Origin of the sequence: Leptospira noumeaensis, from assembly GCF_004770765.1 — a bacterium.
Classification (GTDB): Bacteria; Spirochaetota; Leptospiria; order Leptospirales; family Leptospiraceae; genus Leptospira_A; species Leptospira_A noumeaensis.
Genome location: NZ_RQFK01000009.1, coordinates 155,069 through 173,596 on the forward strand (window position 1 = coordinate 155,069; position 18,528 = coordinate 173,596).

An 18,528-nucleotide genomic window follows, 5' to 3' on the forward strand; every position below is an offset into this window, starting at 1 on the left:
ATCAAAGGAAAAATCTAAATTCTGGAAATCCTATGAAAGTTTGTGTGGTCGGAACCGGATATGTAGGCCTTGTTGCAGGTACTTGTTTTGCTGAATATGGAAATGAAGTCATTTGTATTGATAAAGATGAAAAAAAAATAAGTGATCTCAAACAAGGGATCATTCCTATCTACGAACCAGGACTTTCTGAACTTGTAGAAAGAAATCACAAAGAGGGAAGACTTAAATTTACTACTTCCTTAAAAGAAGGTGTCGAAACTTCTGAATTTGTGTTTATCGCAGTTGGCACTCCAACCTCAGATAATGGTTCTGCTGATTTACGATTTGTTTTTGCCGTAGCAGAAGAAGTTGGTAAAACAATGAATGGTTATAAAATCATTGTAGATAAATCAACGGTTCCCGTGGGAACTGCCGACCAAGTGAAGGCTATTGTTGCAAAAAACACAAAACACCCGTTTGATGTTGTTTCGAATCCGGAATTTTTAAAAGAAGGTGCGGCCATCGAAGATTTTATGCGACCAGAAAGAGTGGTGATTGGCGCTGAATCAGAACTAGCGGCTAAAAAAATGAGCGAGCTTTATTCTCCATTTGTTTTGAATGGAAACCCGATCATCACCATGAGCATTCGTTCTGCGGAACTTACGAAATATGCATGTAACGCTTTCCTTGCGACAAAAATTTCCTTCGTAAACGAAATTGCAAATTTATGTGATGCCGTTGGTGCTAATTACGATGACGTTCGAAAAGGAATGGGAACCGATTCAAGAATTGGTCGCCAGTTTTTATACGCGGGGATTGGATACGGTGGATCTTGTTTCCCTAAAGATGTAAGAGCACTCCTTCGCACAGCAGAGGAAGTAAAAGCTCCAATGCATATCATTCAATCCGTGGAAGATGTAAACGAAAAACAAAAAACTCGTTTGACTGATAAAATTTTTGAACACTTTAAATCCACAGATATGAAAGGTAAAACTTTTGGAATCTGGGGTTTGTCATTCAAACCAGGAACAGATGATATGCGTGAAGCTCCATCAATTCCGCTCATTTATGAATTACATAAAAATGGTGCCAAAATTCAAGTTTTTGATCCAGCATCTATGGAAACTTCAAAGTATTATTTTGATGGTAAAGTAGAATATAAAAAGGATGCATATTCAGCTCTACAAGGTGCCGATGCTATGTTACTTTTAACAGAGTGGCGCGAATTTAGAGAACCTGATTTTAACAAAATCAAAAGCCTTCTTAAAAGCCCTTTGGTGTTTGATGGAAGAAATCAATACAAACCAACTCTAATGAATGAGTTAGGTTTTACCTATTATTCTATCGGAAACAGATAATTGTTTTAAACCAACCGGATTACCAAACTAGTGTTTGGTTGGTTTAAAAACCTCTCTCAATTTCGGACAAAGCTGCATTGCACATGGATTTGTCCGAATCAGTTGTTAGTTGGGGTTTAATTTCTAGTAAAACCGATTTAGCTAACTTCGATTCTCCAGCATCTTTTAAAGTTAACCCATAATATAATTTAGCGGTTGTTTTGTGGGTAGATGAGGGGTAGACTTCTAAAAATTCTTTCCATGAATTGGCTGCGGATTCTTTGGATCCGTGGATGGATTTTGCTAAGTTTAAGTTAAAATGTGCGTTCTCTTTGATTACGGGTAGGTTTTTAGATTTTTGGACCGCTTCGGTGAATTGGATTTCCGCTTTTTCAAAGTCTTTTTTTTGGAAATAGATTAAACCCAATCGAAAATGGATGTCTGGACTATTTACATTTCGCCTAAGTTCTGTTTTGAGGTACGATTCTATATTTTGTTCTTGGAGAATTCTTTTGGATATTCCTAGAATGTCTTCTTTGGTTGCCAGTCCCGAAATCTTTGTTACATAGTTTCCATCCCCATCTAGAAAAAGAATTGTGGGGTATCCTTCGATATTGTATTTTTTTCGAAAGTTGGGGAATTCTTCACCATCTAACCGAACTCTGACGAAGTTATCTAAAATCCGGCTGACTTCTGGATCGGGAAAAATTTCCTTTTCTAAAACCAAACAGTAAGTGCACCAATCGGCAAAAACATCTACGATGATAAATTTTTTGTCTTGTTTTGCCGTTTCGAAACCTTTTTGGATGGATCCGCCCCAGGGAGACTCGGAAAACAAGGCAGTAGTGAAAAGAAGGAAAAAAAGTGGAAAAAACTTACGCACCATCACTTAAATCTTAATGTTATTCCTTTGTTTTGAATAGTCAATTTTCGCTTTTTCGAAATGGATTGGCCCTTTTCCATGGTCGATAGAAGGTCAAATTATGGAATTTTTACTGAAATTGGAAGAGTTACTCCGCAAACGTAAGGAAGAATTGCCTGAAAAGTCTTATACTGCAGAACTCTTTCGTGACGGGGTTGACCGCATCCTAAAAAAAATTGGCGAAGAAGCAGGTGAAGTCATCATTGCTGCGAAAAATCCCAATGAAAAAGAATTGGTTCACGAAATTGCCGACTTAATCTTTCATTTAGAAGTTCTTATGGTAGAAAAAGGAATTAGTCTTTCTACCATCGCCAAAGAATTAGAAAAACGCCACAGTTAATCTAATGGTTTCCCAATGGAAACTTAAATGAAGTTATTACTCTATTTGTTTTATCCTCTGAGTTTGTTGTACCAGTTTTTATTTTGGTGGCAACAGAAAGAGACAACCTCCTTTACTTTACCCAATGTTCTCGTCATCAGTGTGGGAAATTTAACTGTAGGGGGGACAGGTAAAACTCCTTTTGTCCAATATCTGGTAAGGTTTTTCAAACAAACTTGCCCAGGTTATGCGATAACAATTTTGTCTCGTGGTTATAAAGCAGAAAAAAGTAAAGAAGGGGCCATTCTTACCGATGGCCGCTCTCCGAATTTATATGGGGATGAACCAAGCCAACACAAAGAAATGTTTCCTGACGTACAAGTGATCATTGGTAGAAATAGAAAAAAATCATTTCTTTTGCACAACCAAATCCAATCAAAAAAACATATTGTGATTTTAGATGATGGTTTCCAACACAAGGCCTTACACCGCGATTTCGATTTTGTATTACTTGATGCAAACTCTCCCTTAGGGAATGGATTTACCTTACCTCTTGGTTTGTTAAGAGAACCGGCCGATCATATCAAAAGAGCCAATGCGATTCTATTTACCAAAATCACGAATCAAAACAAAACGGGTTTACTAAAATATAATTCTGAATTGAAAAAAATAGTTCCTCATGTTCCGATTTATTTTTCTCAGTTTGAATCCTCTGTGGTAGAATTACAAATCCACAATGATTTAGAACAAATTCCATTCATCCCGCAATTGGACTCCCAATACTTTTTAGTCACAGGGGTAGGCAATCCCAAACATGTTTATGAAACAGCAAAAACTACTTTGTTAACGGATTCCATTCGAACAAAATTTTTTCCTGATCATTTTGAATTTAATGAATCTGTATTGTCTTCTTTATCAAAAGAAATTTTGCCTGATGAAATATTGGTTACTACGGAGAAAGATTGGATCAAATTACGAACACATAAAGATTTCCAGGAAGACCTTAAGAGAAAAAAAACGAAGGTGTTACTTTTACTCATCCAAGTCTCAGTCACAGAAGAAAATCAGTTGAAGTCTATGTTAGCTGGTCTCGTTTCCACATACGAAGTAAAAAACGATCTGGTTTCAAAGACTTAAAAATCCTTTCCTGCACAACATCCGGTTCTGAAAACATGGAAGAGACTAAAATCTCTGCGGCAAATAAAGAGTGGGTGAGACCCCTTGATCCAAGTCCGTTGAGTATTCCCACATTTTCAAAATAAGGGATTTTCATTTGTTTCCCATCTTTTTTCAGTAAATTTTGGTATTTGATTGTGAGATCTATTTTGGAAATATCTGGCAATTTCCCAAGCACTGGGCCACGATCCTGTGATTGTGTTCTATAACTGACTCTCGTTGGCAACAAGCGAGCGTTAGGTAGATTCCAATCTGCAACAAGTGTTGGTAATTTTTGAACCATTTCCTTCCAAAGAGTTTCAGATTCTTGCGGTCTTGGTTCCTCTTCCAGTTTGAACTCGTCATAGCTGGCCCCTAAAACTTGGTAACCTTGGATGGGTGCTGTGATGTAATCTCCATATAAAATTCCATGTCTATTTGTTTGGTTTTGTTTGGGGATCTGTAAGATCTGTCCTCGAACTTTTTTTAAAGGCAACCATTTGGAATTTGGATCCTCCGCAAATTGATACCCTTGGCTTAAAAAAAGATAATCACAATAAAGTTCACCATCCGTTGTTTGGCAAAGGATCTTTCCATTTTCAGATTGTTGCCACTTAGTTAACTGACAGTTGAATTTTGTTTCCGGGTTCGCTAAAATTAATATTTGTTTGGTAAGGTCTTTCGGAGATAAAGATTTTCCTTTTGGAAAAAAAAGGGATCTGATGCCAGAGACCGGTTCTAAACTTTCTTCTGCTATATGATTTAAAATTTGATGAGAGCGGAGGGCATGGGAATAACGATCATAAGACTCGTCCTTTTCTAAAAGGAAATAAATTCCATCTACATGGGGAACTAGTGATTCTAAACCTAAATCCTCCCAAATGGATAAAAAATACATAAATGCTTGTAGAGAAAATTCCGATTCAGCTGTTTTGTGTTTTGTGAGGAAAGGGTAAACAACACCTATCGGATTTCCACTGGCGTGTTTTGCAGGTTCCGATTCGGAATCAATTAAAATGGTTTGTATATTTCTTTTTTTTAGAGCAAGGCAAATACTAACACCCGCAATCCCTGCTCCAACAACGATGGCAGTTCTCTCTTTTTTCTTCATTTGGATTTTATTCTAAATAACCGGATATCATTTCTCGTTTCCGGCCAAATCCTTTTTTCTTTTCTACAACAAACCCTAGTTCGGTGAGGTTTCTTCTTAAAAATCCGGCTGAAGAAAATGTGGCAAAACTAGTTCCTTTGTCCGACTTATTTCTAAGGATACTTAAAACTTCACCCGACCACATATCCGGATTTTTCCCCGGCGAAAATCCATCTAAAAACCATGAATGGACTTTCGGGAAAGAGGGAAGGCAGACAAGGATGTCTCCGAAATAGACGTTTAAGACAAATTGATTTTTGTTCGAATTGTGGATCCATTCATAAACCCAGAGGTTTTTTGTTTTATCTTTTTCCCAACTTAGTTTTGCAGTTTGGTAAGAAAGAAGTAAGTCTTGGAACCAAAGATTTTTTATCGGATAACTTTTGTTTAACGCTAATAATACTTCTGTGTTTAAAGGGTAACCTTCAAGGCTTGTGAAAGTAACGGATCTTGGATTTTGTAAAGCCATCCAATTTTCTAAAGTAACAAATAAATTGAGTCCTGATCCAAATCCCAACTCACCAATTTGAAATATGGATGGGTCATCTCCGTTGATTTTCGATTCCAATTCGTTTCCATGAAAAAAAACATAATTGGATTCTTCCCAACCACCTGCTTTGGAAAAGTAAACATCATCGAATAATAAGGAAACAGGAACTCCCTCTTTAAATTCAATTGTGTTATTTTGGTCGTTTGGAGGGGAGTTTGACATACGGCTTAAGGCCTAATTCCTATTTTTGGAAACTCACTCACCCTGGAAACTCAATCTCGAAATCCACCGATTGTAAAAAGTAAGTCACTTACCTTTTTAGCATGCTTTCTTACGAAACTCACTTTCGAAAGTAAGCCAATTACCTGGGTAACTTACTTTCAAAATTAAGTTCCATTCCCAATTTTTCCTCATTTCTCCCAACTTGCCACTGTCCCTCAATTGGCTAACTGCTCCCGACCAAATAACTCCAAAAGCAATCCGGCTATCTTTCTTTACTCGCCACCAAGAACTAACCTCAACCTTCGCGGTCACCCAATCGAAACTTTGCGATTGCAAAAGGAAATTAAGTTTCCAAAGAAAGCCACCCGTCTTCGATAGCTGCTTACCAAGGATACCGCCTTCCTAAAGAAATTCGTTTCCCAAAGTGAATCCCTCACCTTAGTAACTCACTTACCAAAGTAAGTCACTCACCTTCGAAATCCGGTTTCCTAAATTTCCCGATTCCTCTTTTGACCCCTTCCAATAACCTCTGCCTTTTTCCTCTATTCCCGCCAATCATCATTGAAATTATTATGTCTCATAAAAAAGACTTTCCAAATTGAGGGTACTCTTCATATTTTTCCCAGGTTCGGGGGATATTCTATGGATTTTGTAAAAATCCGAGGCAAAGACTTACAAGACTGCATCATGCAGATGAAGATGAAATACGGTCCAGAGGCACACCTCTATGACCAACGAGTGATCACGGAAGGTGGACTCTTTGGGACAGGGCTTATGGCCCAACGTATGTATGAAATCGATGTAGGTGTTCCCGAAAAACAAAACTCCAAAGAGAGAATTGAACGTAAGTTAAAAGATCTCAAAGAACTCATCAAACAAAAACAGAGAACTGAATCCCTCCCTGAGTCGAGCCTTGTGGGAATCGGATCTAACAATTCCCAAGCGATAGGTGGAGGGAATCCTCTCCTTCGTAAAAAAAATATCGATGCAGTTCGTCCTTTTTCGGAGCGCCGCCGCAGACAGAACCCCCCTGTTTATGAAATTGAATCTCTGGAAGAAAGGGCAGTGGGTTTGTCTATAGTAGAAGCGAAAGAATCTCCACTTGAGACAATTCCGCAATCTAAACCGCAAAACCCAGAGAGGCATCCACACATCCAAAAAATCGTAAATCGTCTGTTAAACGAAGGGATGTCTTCTGGATTTTTGGAAGAAATGGCTGTGGCACTCGAACGCAGATTGTCTGCCGTGGATCTGACTCGATATGCCAATGTTACGGACAAAGCAGTCACTTATTTAGAAGAAAGAATTCAAATTGATTCAGACCTTTTTAGTGGGACTCCTCGCGGAAAACGAAAAATCATTTTCTTTGTGGGACCAACTGGATCCGGTAAAACTACATCCATTGCCAAACTTGCTGCCAAATACAGTTTGCACATGGGGAAAAAAGTTTCCCTTTATACAACTGACAACTACCGTATTGCCGCCATTGACCAACTAAAGTTTTATGCGGATGCTATGGGTTTGCCATTCTATGCAGCCAAGGATTTACGTAAATGGAAGGAAACCATCCTTCGTGATGGATCCGAACTCATCCTCGTGGATACGGCTGGATACTCGCATAGGAAATCAGAAAACCTCGAAAAACTTCAGGAATTCTACCAAGTTTTTGGGGAAAAGGATTATATTGAAACCGTCTTAGTGCTTTCCTCCACTGTTTCTAAAGACAATGCATTGGCAGTGGCAAACGCGTATGAGTCGGTCGGTTATAAAAGAATTTTATTAACTAAGCTAGATGAAGCAGAATTTTTAGGTTCTGTAGTGGAATTGGCCGATACTATTCACAGGGAATTCGCATTCTTAAGTGTGGGGCAGGATGTTCCTTTTGATATCCTAAATGCCTCGAAAAAACTTCTTGCCGAATGTGTAATTTTTCCTGAAAAATTGAAAGGGATAGCGGGCGAGGTCTTCGAAAAGACCGTGTAACCAAGTTCGTTATCCTTAAGGCCGTAGGGGTAACGATGGACCAAGCTGCAAATCTTAGAAAGCTCACTGAAACTGGTACTGGTTTAAAACTTGTTCAACCCCAGGATGCAGTCAAAAAAACCAAAATCATCGCGGTAGCTTCTGGCAAAGGTGGTGTTGGAAAAAGTACTGTCTCCGTAAACCTTGCGATCTCCATTGCAAAGACGGGGCTCAAAGTTTTAATCTTTGATGGTGACTTGGGGCTTGCCAACGTCAATGTTCTTCTTGGGATCATTCCGAAATACAATTTATACCATGTGGTGAAAGGCCACAAAACTTTGAAAGACATCGTCATCTCCACTCCAGAAGGTGTGGACATCATTGCTGGTGCTTCTGGATACTCTCAGCTTGCTAACTTAAACGAAACACAAAGAAACAATCTCATCAAAGGGTTTGCAGAACTCGACCGTTATGATGTCATGATCATCGATACGGGAGCGGGAATCTCTGCCAATGTCATTGGTCTTGTGATGCCTGCGGATGAAGTAGTTGTGGTCACAACACCGGAACCGACTTCCATTACCGATTCTTATGGGCTTATTAAATCCATTGTTTCCCAATCCAAAGACAAAAACCTAAAAATCATCGTGAACCGTGTGCGTTCTGCCATCGAAGGGAAAAAAGTTGCCGATCGTGTCATCGACATCTCCGGTCAATTTTTAGAAGTCCAAGTGGAAAACTTAGGATTTATCTTCCAGGATGAAGAAGTAGAAAAATCCATTCGCGAACAAAAACCATTCATCATTGGTGCTCCTCGTTCTAAGGCTGCAGCTTGCCTCACAAGAGTCACACACACCCTCTTACAAACCGAAGGTGGGTATGATGATGAAGAAGGCCTAACAGGGTTTTTCAAAAAATTCTTTAGCTTCGTCGATTTCAAAGAAAAAGAAATGGAAGAAAAGATGGAGGAAGACAACTAAGTGCTCATCGGATTTGTACTGGGATTTGCGGTTCTTGGAGCCATCATCAGTTCTGTATGTGGGTTTCTCGTTGGAAACCGACTTGGTTATATCTTTTTTGTCTCTCTTGTTTCTACATTTGCTTTCGGTGGTTTGGGATTTGGAGTTTTCTCCGTATTACAAAAGAAAGTTCCTGAATTTTTAGAATTTCTCAGCACATTTTCCATTGGTGGATTCGGAGGGGAGAGCCATTCCGATGACTATGACCACGAGTCTGGGGGAATGGATTCGGGCCGCTCCGAGTCAATGGGTTCTGATGACTTTGGTGTCCAACCTATGGGAGATGCAGCCATGGATGCCAAACTTGCCATGGCTAAGTCAGGAAAATTTGGAGATCATATCATTGTAGATAAAATTGCGATCAAAAACGAGCCGAAACTCATGGCGGAGGCCATTCGTACCATGATGGCTAAGGATGATCCCCAAGAGGGTTGAAAAATTACGGTTTTTAGAGGACATAAGAAAAAATCCTCTTGTAATTTCCCTTTATTTACGATTTCTACTATAAAGTAAAGAGATTCCGTACTTCGGTTCCCTATGTCAAGATTGCTAGACAAATACAATCAGTTTGATGAGACAGATCTTTGGAAACAATACCGCGTCAATAAGGATGCGGAGATCCGAAGTTACCTTGTTGAAAAATATTCACCTCTCGTCAAACACGTGGCTGGGAGAATTGCGATCGGTATGCCTCAAAATGTCGAGTTTGAGGATCTCGTTAGTTACGGCGTCTTTGGTTTGTTAGACGCTATTGAGAAATTCGACCCTTCTCGCGAAATTAAATTCAAAACATATGCTATGACCCGTATCCGTGGGTCCGTTTTTGATGAACTAAGAAGTGTGGACTGGATCCCTCGTTCCATCCGTCAAAAAGCAAAACAATTAGAAAACATCATTGCCATGCTTGAAAACAAGGAAGGCAAAAAAGTAGATGATGAAGAGATCGCCAAAGAACTCGGTGTCTCTATGGAAGAATACAATTCTCTTCTTGCAAAACTATCTGGCACTTCTCTTGTCTCTTTAAATGATATTTGGTTTCTCGGGGATGAGAACGATGAAGTTTCCTTTATGGAAACTTTAGAGTCTCCGATGAATATGAACCCTGACAATATCATCGAAAAAGAAGAAATCAAAAACGTAATTGTAGAAGCCATCCAATCACTTCCGGAAAAAGAAAAAAAGGTAATCGTACTTTATTATTATGAAGACCTGACTCTTAAAGAAATTGGCGAAGTATTGGAAGTAACGGAATCAAGAATTTCCCAACTCCATACAAAAGCAGTCGCAAGACTTCGCAGCAAACTCTCTAAAGTAAAATCCGCGATCCAAAAAAGGTAATTAAGAATGTCTCTCTCTGAATTTCTTACAGAGGAACTGAAAGAGTTCGACCGTAAGGAAAAAGAACAAGTAGAGGTCATAGCCGATACCATTGAAGAATGTTTGGCAATTGCCTCAAGCCACTTAGGCCGCAAAGTTCACGAAATTGATTATACAGTTTTAAAAAGAGGAAAGAAGTCTCTTTTCTTTTCAGAACCATACCATATCCGAGCTTCCATCATTCCCGATGATTTGTTATTAGATGAATTGAGTCTTTTGGATGAGCATCTAACAGGTGGTAGCGGGAAATTAGTTTCTAAAGACCTGAAGGAGTTAGTGACTCCTAAAAATAAAGATGGTAGAGTTTCGGTTAAAATCTATAGAACAGGTGTGTTTTTAACGGTTTATCCTCCGTCTGGGGAAGGGATGGAAATGTCGATGGCTGATGTTTCCAAAAAACTATCTTTTCGCGGTGTGGCTGGTGTAGATCAAAATTTAATTAATAAAGTCATCAAAGAAAAAAAAGGCGAACCGGTTCTTATCTCCAACCAAAAACCAAAGGCCGGAAACGATTCCAGTTGCAACGTAGAAATTGCCCAAGAAAATATGCGTGCCTTTGTGACTGTATTCCCTGCGAGGCCAGGTGGGCGTGATTTAGAAGTTTCTGATATTGTTGCCGCACTCAAAGGAATGGGTGTGGCCCATGGTTTGAAAGAAGATGAAATTCGTAAAAGTTTGGACGAAGACATCATAAATAAACCATTTATCGGTGCGGAAGGTGATTTTCCTGTGAACGGGAAAAATGCAGAAATTAAATACTATGTCCGCACAGAAAAGAAAATCAATTTCAAAGAAGACCAATCGGGTCGAGTGGACTACAAAGACTTAGATATGATTGAAAACGTTGTCGTGGGACAACTGTTAGCTGAAAAACTTCCAGCAGAAAAAGGAAAATTCGGTCGTAACTTATTTGGAATGGTACTCCCTGCCAAAGATGGTGTTGATACAGAACTCAAACAAGGAAAAGGTACAATTCTATCCGAAGACAAAATGCGTCTCACCGCAGAAGTCAACGGACAGGTGTTATATGCTGCGGGTAGACTTTCTGTAGAAACGGTTTACCGAATCAATGGAGACGTGGGAGTTCGTACGGGTAACGTTACCTTCCTTGGTTCTATCATCATCACAGGAAACGTAGAAGATAATTATTCCGTCAAAGCTGCCGGTAACATTGAAATTTATGGAACAGTCCAGAAAGCCATTGTTGAAGCGGATGGGGATATCATTGTGCGCCAAGGGGTGACGGGAAGGGAAGAGGCACGTGTGGAATCCACTGGGGGAAACATTGTCGCTAAGTTCATCCAGAACGCCACTTGTATCACTGAAAAAGACATCATTGTCCAAGAAGGAATTTTACATTCACATTTGATGGCTGGGGGAAAAATTTCCTGTAAAGGAAAACGAGGCCAGATTGTGGGCGGAACCATCCAAGCCGCCCAACTCATTTCTGCTAAAATCATCGGTTCCCAAGCCAACCCACAAACGGATCTCATCGTGGGAAACAATCCCAAGATCTTAAAACAGATCCAGGAATACGAAGAAAAACGAAAAGAAAACCAGGACAAACTGGACCAACTCACAAAAACCATGCGCACCCTAAAGGCGAGAAAAGAAGCTGACCCTGCGAGTTTTACAGCAGAACAGGACGCCCATTTGCAGAAGTTGGAAGCGGGAACCAAAAAACTCGAAAAACGAATCGCCGAGGCCGGAAAGGACATCCAAACCTTGACCGAATACATGGACGAACAGGCCGCCAGTGGCCGTATTTCCGTCGAGAAGACCATTTTCCCTGGTGTTACCATCCGCATCCGCAATGCCGATTTCAAACTCCGCCACGAGACCAAAGCCAAGACCTTTTACGAAGAAGAATCCCAGGTGCGGAGCGCTCCTTACGAAGATCCGGACGAATCGAAAAATGACTGGAGAAAAAAGAGAGGGCGTGGTAAGTCTAAGAATTAAGAGGGTTCCCGATGATTCTAAACGAAAACTTCGCGAGTATCGCCCACCACTACGATTTTGCACGTAGGGCTCAGGCTGAGAATCCTTTTACCCACCAAAACCAGGTGGTAGAATTGCAAAAGGTTGTGATCCAAACCCAAAACCGAGCCCAAACGGTTCCTGAAACAAAATCAGGTAACTATAGTTCGGCGGCGAAACCGAAACAAGACAAAGAAAATTCGGTTTATGCTTATTCCAAAGAAGGAGTCATCTATGACAGACCTGGTTTGGAAAGAGGATCTCGTTTTGATTTAAAAGCTTAAAGTCCTTACTCCGGAATGTTGTTGGAAATGTTCTGCAGGAGAGCGACATGGAACTCTTTTCTCTCGTTTTAATCAATCTACTATTTTGTGGGATGATGTATGTATTCATTTCTGCAAAAGTCCAAAAAGCAGTCGGGGAATATTACGATAAAAAATTAAACAGAGCCATTGATATGGCCACGGCGGAGACCATCAGAGAACTTGATGCGACCGTCGCTGTGATAGAATCCAAAATGGTAGCCCTTCGTTCGATGATGGAAAAGGGAGAAGCGCTTGTAAAAGAATTCAAACATTACCAGTCAACGGGTCTGTCCATGAAATCGGAGTTAGTTCCTGATTTAACACCGGATGAAGAACCTGCACTTGATATCAAAGAACAAAGAACAGGAATCGGTAAAATTTACCAAGCCAACCAAATCCCTGTTCCGAGTGATGAAGTAGAAACCACGGAAGGGGCTGTGAACCAAGCCTTTGGGAAATTAGGAAAAGCCGTCAAAGGAATTTTTGGAATGGAACCTTTGAGTTCCCCTTCGCCAGAGGTTATGGATAATTTAGAAGTTCCTACGTTTCAACCTAAGATGAATTATACGGTAGGTGGAAATCCTTTTTCAGAAGAAAAACCTTCTGATTTGATTCGTAACGAAATTATAGATGGCCCTAAAAAAAGAGAATTTTTAAACGAAGTATCAAAAGCAAATGATCCAGCCTTTGCTTCTTACCAAAAAATGAGTTTGGATAAAGTGGATCTTTCCATTGAATCTGCTTTGGATGAGTTACCACCTTCAGCAACAAAGATTGATAAAGTGGTTCATCTCATCAAAAAGGGATACAAACATGATGAAATTTCAGAAGCCATGAATATTGGGATCCATGAAATTCATTTAATTGAAACGATTCGACTTGATCGATCTAGAAGAATCTAAAATTATGTTTCCATGTCTTCGTTTCCAGTACTCAATGTTGGTTTTTCTAATGTAGTATTTGTATCGAAAATCCTAACCATCTTACAAGCAGACTCCGCTGGTGCCAAAAGACTTCGTTCGGAAGCAAAAGCTGAGAGTCGTTTGATTGATGCCACTAGTGGACGTAAAACGAGATCTGTTCTTGTTTTAGATTCAGGCCATATCCTTCTCTCCGCCATCCGCCCTGAAAGTTTATCCAAACGATTGGAAACCGGCGACAACCATATCGGTGAGGGTGAGGAGGAACAAGAAGATTGAAAGTAGTGAATCCTAATTTATATATCATTTCCTCTGTTGCTGGCGGTGGTAAATCAACCATCATTGCGGCCTTACTTGCTGAGTATCCTGAGTTTTATTTTTCCATATCTTGTACCACTCGTGAACCAAGGCCCGGTGATAAAGACGGAAAAACCTACCATTTCCTTTCGGTTCCAGAGTTTCAAAAACGGATAGAAGCGGGTGAGTTTTATGAATGGGCCGAGGTCCATGGAAATTATTACGGAACTCCCAAAGGCCCAATTTTAGAAGCATTACGTGAACACAGGGTCGCACTTCTCGATTTGGATGTACAAGGAGCAAAATCCGTGAAGGCAATACGTCCTGAATCTGTAACGATATTTATTGAACCACCTAGCAGAGAGATTTGGATTGAAAGACTGATCCGTCGTGGAACCGATTCTAAAACCAGCATTGAAAGACGAATTCAAAATGGAATTAAGGAGCTTGATGAAGCACCTAGCTTTGATTATGTGGTTGTGAACGACCGGTTAGAAGATGCCATCCAAGATGTAAAATCCATTTTATTTGGATCTAAAAATAAAACTTAAAGCCACTTCGGAATCGGTTTTACTTTTCAAACAAAAGGTATTCTTTTAAAATAACGAACCTTTGGTTTAAGGTTCGTCGTTGTCTTCATCGATACTTTTGCCGTAGTTGGGAACATTTTTCGCTCCGGCATCCAACCACTTGTTGGAAATCACAGACCTTCGTTCCGCAGGAAACAAAGTGAGAAGGTATGTGGTAATGGTTTGTCTTCCCTCTTCCTCTGCGTCTCTATCCATTTGTTCAAAAACTTCAATGATATCATAGTCTGGCCAATTGATTAACATATCTCTTGCCGATTCAGGTGGCATATTGGCAACTTTGTTTGCGAGGACTTTTACTTTTTCGGCGCGGGCATTATCTTTTTTTAATTTGTCCGCCATTTCTTTTTCTTTGCGTTGGATTCCTTCTCTCAATTCCTCTAAACGTTCTTTGTCTGCATGCAACGAGGATGATTTTTCTTCCAACTCTCGTTTCATCTGTTCTAATTCTTCTCGGTCAGCAATGAGTCTTTCTTTTGCTTTTTCCATTTCCAACTTTTCGAGTTCTGTTGGTGAAAGTAGGTCTTGGTTGACAAGTCCTGCTTGTTTTTTGAGGAAAGGTAAATAATCTTCCGCATTGATGACTTGGAAGTAATCAAATACAAAAAAACCAATGGCAATTAGGAAAAAAATGAGTACGATTAAAAAGAAGGATCTTGTGCTATCGGTTACACTTGCCATTATGATTTGCCTTGTCCTAGGTAATATTTTTCATAAAAATCACGAAGAGATTTGAAGTCGGATGTGAGTTCATCACCACCATCTTCTCGATTCAGAATTTTGAAAGTTCTTGGAATCTTTTTCGATTTGGATGATCCAAAACTTTCTGTGGAATCGAAGAACGATTGTTTGCTTAGTTGCAAATTAAATTCTTCGACTTCTCTTCGTTCTGCTCTGTTTCGTTTTTTCTTCCATTCAGCAAATCGTTTATCTTTCAAAACTTCGATTACTTTTTTATTCATTCGAGCTAACATTACGTCTTTACGAACTAAATTCACTTCTTCGTTTTGTGATGAGATTCGTTCTTCGAGTTCCTCATTGCGTCGCATAAGGCCTTGAATATAACTTTCGATGGAAAGATAATCTGAAAGACTTGTCCCCACTTTTGAGGAACTGAGGATGGCTTCGTAGGAAGATTCGATTTCCCTTTCATTGGAATCTTTTTCACCGATCAGGGAATTCAGTTTGGAGACAACTAGGGAAAGCCTGCGGATTTCTTCTTCTTCTCGTAGGCCTCTTAGTTTCAGAACTGTCTCTAAACTAAAACGAAATCGTTTCACAGCTGTCTATTTCTTCGGTTCTAAATAATTTTTGTACTCTTTTTTACTCGTATTTTTAAAAAAATGAGTAAAACTTGCAATATTGTCCAATAAACACTTACATCTGATTGGTTTTGCCATTACCGTGTTTTGCCTTTCGGCATTTTCAGTAATGGCCACACCACCTGCCGAAATTGTGCGGAAAAGCCAGGGAAATCCAGTTCATTTGGAAGGAGAATGGGAATTTTATCCGCATACCTTCCTTTCTGAACTTACCGAACTTCCTTCGTCTCCTTCGTTAGTTTCGGTTCCTGGGATTTGGAATTCAGAGTTAGGAACCGGGAATGGGTTTGGAACCTATCGTTTGCTTCTGGAAAGACCAGAAGGCACAGATCCAGATGCCGTGTATGGAATCAAACTTCTAGATCTAGCAACTGCTTCCCGAGTGTTTTGGAATGGAAAACTTCTTGGTTCTTCTGGGGTGGTTTCTAAAAATCCAGAAGGTTCGATCCCTTCCTACCAATTTCAATTTTATCCATTACCCTGGAAAGATGGTCCAAACGAACTACTTGTAGAAATTTCGAATTTTCACCATGACAAAGGAGGGATGTGGGAGCCGCCTTATGCCGGTGAGTGGAAAAAATTATTTAAAGAAAATGAAAAAGACTTAGCTTCCTCTTTATTTTTGGCAGGAGCCGTTTTCATCATTGCCTTATATCATTTTGGATTGTTCTACTTTCGGCGTTCGGATAAGGGAAATTTATTATTTGGATTTGCTGCTCTTTTGTTATCCCTTCGAACTTTGTTTACGGGAGAAAGGTTTGGATTTAATGAACTTTCACCTTTTCTCGGTTGGAATCTTTGCCTTCGGATCGAGTATTTTACGTTTTATTTATCTCCCTATTTGTTTTTTGCATTCTTTCGTGAGTTTTATCCTAACTTCTATCCGCGTTGGATGAATCGAATTTTACTTTTTCCCACTCTTGTTTTTATCAGTTTCCTTGTGATTTTGCCAACTCCCATTTATACAAAGTTAAATGGATACTTTCACATTGTATTTCTTTTAGGAATTCTTTTGATCTTTCAAGGTGTGTTTCGTGCCGTCATTGGAAGAAAAGAAAGTAGTTTACTGTTTGCGATTGGAATCATCTCGGTTGCCATCGCTGCTTTTATCGATTTACTGAACGCATACCAACTTGTTTATACAGTGGAAGCCATTCCCATTGGAATTTTTGTTTTTATTTTAGTTCAGTCTTTAACACTGTCGAGGCGCTTTAGTAAAGCTTTTTCTGATGTGGAGTCACTTTCCAAAAGGTTACTTGCTTTAGACAAACTAAAAGATGAATTTTTAGCCAACACTTCTCACGAACTAAAAACACCTCTCAATGGAATTATTGGAATCGCCGAATCGATGTTTGATGGTATTGGTGGTAAACTCAGTCAAGAACAAAGACAAAATTTAGGGATGATTGTGAGTTCTGGGAAACGATTGTCTTCTCTAGTGGATGACATTCTGGATTTTTCTAAAATGAAAAATAGAGATTTGGATTTGGATTTAAAAGCAATCGATCTCCACCAAATTTGTGATTTGGTTCTTGTGATTTCAAGGCCACTTTATGTGACCAAAAATCTTACCGTTCGTAACCATGTTCCTATGGATTTTCCTCCTATTTTGGGAGATGAAGCAAGGCTCCAACAAATCCTTTTCAATTTGATTGGGAATGCCATCAAATTCACGGAAAAAGGTAGGATTGATGTTTCGGCAGAAATTATGGAAAGGATGCTGATTCTTTCCATAAAAGATACCGGGATAGGAATTCCCAAAGATAAGTTTTCTGATATTTTTAAGTCATTTGAACAGGTGGATGCGTCCACCACACGAAAGTTCGGTGGAACAGGCCTTGGACTTGCGATCTCTAAACGTTTAGTAGAATTACATGGTGGTACTATTTGGGTGGAATCTTTGGAAGGAGAAGGTTCTACCTTTCGATTCACTTTGCCATTGGCAAGGGAAGGGGAAATTCCCATGGAAAAACCAGCCATTAAAAAAACAGATTTATGGTTTGGTGGTGAATCTCCCGAATTTGAACCCATTGAGGAAGTAACAGAAGAATACGACGGTGAAAAAATTAAAGTTCTTGTGGTGGATGATGAACCGATCAACCGTCAAGTTTTAAAAAATCACCTAACTCTCATTGGTTGTGATGTATATGAGGCTTCTAACGGTGGTGATGCCATCCGTATGGTTCGGGATGATGGTCCTTTTGAGCTAATGTTACTTGATATCATGATGCCTGGGATGAGTGGTTATGATGTTTGTACGGTTTTACGAGAATCTTATTCTTTATACCAATTGCCGATTTTGTTTTTGACCGCTAAAAATCAAATTACAGATATCATTGCTTCTTTGGAAGCCGGTGGAAATGATTACCTAGCCAAACCATTCGACAAACGCGAGTTAATTTCTAGGGCTAAAAATTTGATCACACTAAAAAAGGCAGTGGAAGAACAAAACAAATTCATTGCTTTCCAAAATGAGTTGGGTCTTGCAAGAAAACTACAAAGTTCCATCCTTCCAGAAGAAACACCGGACATTGCCGGTATTAAATCAGAATTTTACTACGAACCCATGGACAGTGTGGGTGGAGATTTCTTTGACTTCCATGCCATTTCAGATACAGAACTCGGTGTTATGATCGCAGACGTTTCTGGTCATGGAATTCCGGCGGCCCTTATCTCTGCGATGTTAAAGATTGCCTTTTCTACCCAAGTAAGGTTATGCAGAGAACCTGCCCAGCTTATGACCCAAATCAATACTACCTTACTTGGAAAAATGAAAGGAGCTTTTGTTACCGCATCTTACGTATACATCAATTTGGAAACCAAGGAAATGGTTCATGCTCGTTGTGGGCATCCTCCTCTCATCATCAATCGAGTGGGTGAGAACAAACCCATTCTCAGTTTGCCACAAGGGAAACTCATTGGTTGGATTCCTGAATTAGACATTCAGGAAGATGTAATTTCTCTTCGTTCGGGAGATAGGATTGTATTGTATACGGATGGAATTACAGAAGCTACAAATAAAGAAAAAGAAATGATAGGCCAAGAAAATTGGGAATCAATCGTTCAAAGGTATAGTGGATATCCTATTTCCGAATCCAAACGTTTGTTACTCGAAAGAATCAAAGAATTTACAGGGAACCGTTCTCCCGATGATGATGTGACTCTTGTGATTTTAGAGATAAATTAGA

At 39.6% G+C, this 18,528-nt stretch carries 18 protein-coding genes; 13 read left to right on the forward strand and 5 right to left on the reverse strand.

Features of this window, described 5'->3' with window-relative positions:
- The first annotated feature begins 32 nt into the window (after window positions 1–32).
- A complete protein-coding gene (locus EHQ24_RS02395) occupies window positions 33–1,337 on the forward strand; it encodes a UDP-glucose dehydrogenase family protein (protein ID WP_135600103.1) in 1,305 nt (434 codons plus the stop codon).
- A gap of 43 nt (window positions 1,338–1,380) precedes the next feature.
- Here the strand turns inward: EHQ24_RS02395 and EHQ24_RS02400 are convergent, their stop codons facing one another.
- Window positions 1,381–2,202 (reverse strand): thioredoxin fold domain-containing protein, encoded by an 822-nt coding sequence (locus tag EHQ24_RS02400; protein WP_135600104.1) that lies wholly within the window; start codon window positions 2,200–2,202, stop codon window positions 1,381–1,383.
- Window positions 2,203–2,299: 97 nt separating this feature from the next.
- On the opposite strand from EHQ24_RS02400, the gene hisE reads away from it, so the two are divergent.
- Together hisE and lpxK are read left to right on the forward strand one after the other, a co-directional pair.
- The gene (gene hisE / locus EHQ24_RS02405; protein WP_135600105.1) at window positions 2,300–2,578 is read left to right on the forward strand and encodes a phosphoribosyl-ATP diphosphatase; all 279 of its coding nucleotides are present in this window, start codon (window positions 2,300–2,302) and stop codon (window positions 2,576–2,578) included.
- A 27-nt stretch (window positions 2,579–2,605) separates the two neighbouring features.
- Window positions 2,606–3,694 (forward strand): tetraacyldisaccharide 4'-kinase, encoded by a 1,089-nt coding sequence (lpxK, locus tag EHQ24_RS02410; protein WP_135600106.1) that lies wholly within the window; start codon window positions 2,606–2,608, stop codon window positions 3,692–3,694.
- On the opposite strand, the gene mnmC1 is transcribed toward lpxK, so the two are convergent.
- Entirely contained in the window at window positions 3,633–4,823 is a 1,191-nt protein-coding gene (gene mnmC1, locus EHQ24_RS02415; protein ID WP_135600107.1) for an FAD-dependent 5-carboxymethylaminomethyl-2-thiouridine(34) oxidoreductase MnmC1, read from the reverse strand. The two genes, lpxK and mnmC1, sit on opposite strands and share 62 nt — an antisense overlap.
- Window positions 4,824–4,830: 7 nt before the next feature.
- Window positions 4,831–5,574 carry a tRNA (5-methylaminomethyl-2-thiouridine)(34)-methyltransferase MnmC2 gene (gene mnmC2 / locus EHQ24_RS02420; protein ID WP_135600108.1) on the reverse strand — a complete coding sequence of 248 codons (744 nt, stop codon included), beginning with the start codon at window positions 5,572–5,574 and terminating at the stop codon, window positions 4,831–4,833.
- Between the two features lie 642 nt (window positions 5,575–6,216).
- Here mnmC2 and flhF point away from each other — a divergent pair.
- From flhF to EHQ24_RS02465, 9 genes are all read left to right on the forward strand, one after another.
- Window positions 6,217–7,557 (forward strand): flagellar biosynthesis GTPase FlhF, encoded by a 1,341-nt coding sequence (gene flhF, locus EHQ24_RS02425; RefSeq protein WP_135600109.1) that lies wholly within the window; start codon window positions 6,217–6,219, stop codon window positions 7,555–7,557.
- A gap of 35 nt (window positions 7,558–7,592) precedes the next feature.
- Complete coding sequence (locus EHQ24_RS02430) at window positions 7,593–8,516, forward strand: MinD/ParA family protein (RefSeq protein ID WP_135600110.1); 924 nt, start codon at window positions 7,593–7,595, stop codon at window positions 8,514–8,516.
- The gene (locus EHQ24_RS02435; protein WP_135600111.1) at window positions 8,517–8,990 is read left to right on the forward strand and encodes a hypothetical protein; all 474 of its coding nucleotides are present in this window, start codon (window positions 8,517–8,519) and stop codon (window positions 8,988–8,990) included.
- Window positions 8,991–9,092: 102 nt separating this feature from the next.
- Window positions 9,093–9,893 (forward strand): RNA polymerase sigma factor WhiG, encoded by an 801-nt coding sequence (gene whiG / locus EHQ24_RS02440; protein ID WP_135600112.1) that lies wholly within the window; start codon window positions 9,093–9,095, stop codon window positions 9,891–9,893.
- 6 nt (window positions 9,894–9,899) lie between these two features.
- Window positions 9,900–11,891: a FapA family protein gene (locus EHQ24_RS02445; protein WP_135600113.1), complete on the forward strand. Its 1,992-nt coding sequence runs from the start codon at window positions 9,900–9,902 to the stop codon at window positions 11,889–11,891.
- 11 nt (window positions 11,892–11,902) lie between these two features.
- Window positions 11,903–12,193 (forward strand): hypothetical protein, encoded by a 291-nt coding sequence (locus tag EHQ24_RS02450; RefSeq protein WP_135600114.1) that lies wholly within the window; start codon window positions 11,903–11,905, stop codon window positions 12,191–12,193.
- 47 nt (window positions 12,194–12,240) lie between these two features.
- Entirely contained in the window at window positions 12,241–13,116 is an 876-nt protein-coding gene (locus EHQ24_RS02455) for a hypothetical protein (protein WP_135600115.1), read from the forward strand.
- Between the two features lie 12 nt (window positions 13,117–13,128).
- The gene (locus tag EHQ24_RS02460) at window positions 13,129–13,413 is read left to right on the forward strand and encodes a DUF370 domain-containing protein (protein WP_135600116.1); all 285 of its coding nucleotides are present in this window, start codon (window positions 13,129–13,131) and stop codon (window positions 13,411–13,413) included.
- A complete protein-coding gene (locus EHQ24_RS02465; protein ID WP_135600117.1) occupies window positions 13,410–13,982 on the forward strand; it encodes a guanylate kinase in 573 nt (190 codons plus the stop codon). The genes EHQ24_RS02460 and EHQ24_RS02465 overlap by 4 nt, the downstream gene beginning before the upstream one ends.
- 66 nt (window positions 13,983–14,048) lie before the next feature.
- Here EHQ24_RS02465 and EHQ24_RS02470 read toward each other — a convergent pair whose 3' ends face one another.
- The gene (locus EHQ24_RS02470; RefSeq protein WP_100791410.1) at window positions 14,049–14,699 is read right to left on the reverse strand and encodes a periplasmic-type flagellar collar protein FlbB; all 651 of its coding nucleotides are present in this window, start codon (window positions 14,697–14,699) and stop codon (window positions 14,049–14,051) included.
- Window positions 14,699–15,298, reverse strand: a complete 600-nt coding sequence (gene fliJ / locus EHQ24_RS02475) for a flagellar export protein FliJ (protein ID WP_135600118.1) — start codon at window positions 15,296–15,298, stop codon at window positions 14,699–14,701. The genes EHQ24_RS02470 and fliJ overlap by 1 nt, the downstream gene beginning before the upstream one ends.
- 82 nt (window positions 15,299–15,380) lie before the next feature.
- Here fliJ and EHQ24_RS02480 point away from each other — a divergent pair, with 82 nt between their 5' ends.
- Window positions 15,381–18,527: a SpoIIE family protein phosphatase gene (locus EHQ24_RS02480; RefSeq protein WP_135600119.1), complete on the forward strand. Its 3,147-nt coding sequence runs from the start codon at window positions 15,381–15,383 to the stop codon at window positions 18,525–18,527.
- Window position 18,528 lies beyond the last annotated feature (1 nt).

Bases quoted from the DNA above. Each gene is read 5' to 3' on its own strand.
- EHQ24_RS02395 (WP_135600103.1), top strand. From the start codon at position 33: ATGAAAGTTTGTGTGGTCGGAACCGGATATGTAGGCCTTGTTGCAGGT.
- EHQ24_RS02400 (WP_135600104.1), bottom strand. From the start codon at position 2,202: ATGGTGCGTAAGTTTTTTCCACTTTTTTTCCTTCTTTTCACTACTGCC.
- hisE (WP_135600105.1), top strand. From the start codon at position 2,300: ATGGAATTTTTACTGAAATTGGAAGAGTTACTCCGCAAACGTAAGGAA.
- lpxK (WP_135600106.1), top strand. From the start codon at position 2,606: ATGAAGTTATTACTCTATTTGTTTTATCCTCTGAGTTTGTTGTACCAG.
- mnmC1 (WP_135600107.1), bottom strand. From the start codon at position 4,823: ATGAAGAAAAAAGAGAGAACTGCCATCGTTGTTGGAGCAGGGATTGCG.
- mnmC2 (WP_135600108.1), bottom strand. From the start codon at position 5,574: ATGTCAAACTCCCCTCCAAACGACCAAAATAACACAATTGAATTTAAA.
- flhF (WP_135600109.1), top strand. From the start codon at position 6,217: ATGGATTTTGTAAAAATCCGAGGCAAAGACTTACAAGACTGCATCATG.
- EHQ24_RS02430 (WP_135600110.1), top strand. From the start codon at position 7,593: ATGGACCAAGCTGCAAATCTTAGAAAGCTCACTGAAACTGGTACTGGT.
- whiG (WP_135600112.1), top strand. From the start codon at position 9,093: ATGTCAAGATTGCTAGACAAATACAATCAGTTTGATGAGACAGATCTT.
- EHQ24_RS02445 (WP_135600113.1), top strand. From the start codon at position 9,900: ATGTCTCTCTCTGAATTTCTTACAGAGGAACTGAAAGAGTTCGACCGT.
- EHQ24_RS02450 (WP_135600114.1), top strand. From the start codon at position 11,903: ATGATTCTAAACGAAAACTTCGCGAGTATCGCCCACCACTACGATTTT.
- EHQ24_RS02455 (WP_135600115.1), top strand. From the start codon at position 12,241: ATGGAACTCTTTTCTCTCGTTTTAATCAATCTACTATTTTGTGGGATG.
- EHQ24_RS02460 (WP_135600116.1), top strand. From the start codon at position 13,129: ATGTCTTCGTTTCCAGTACTCAATGTTGGTTTTTCTAATGTAGTATTT.
- EHQ24_RS02470 (WP_100791410.1), bottom strand. From the start codon at position 14,699: ATGGCAAGTGTAACCGATAGCACAAGATCCTTCTTTTTAATCGTACTC.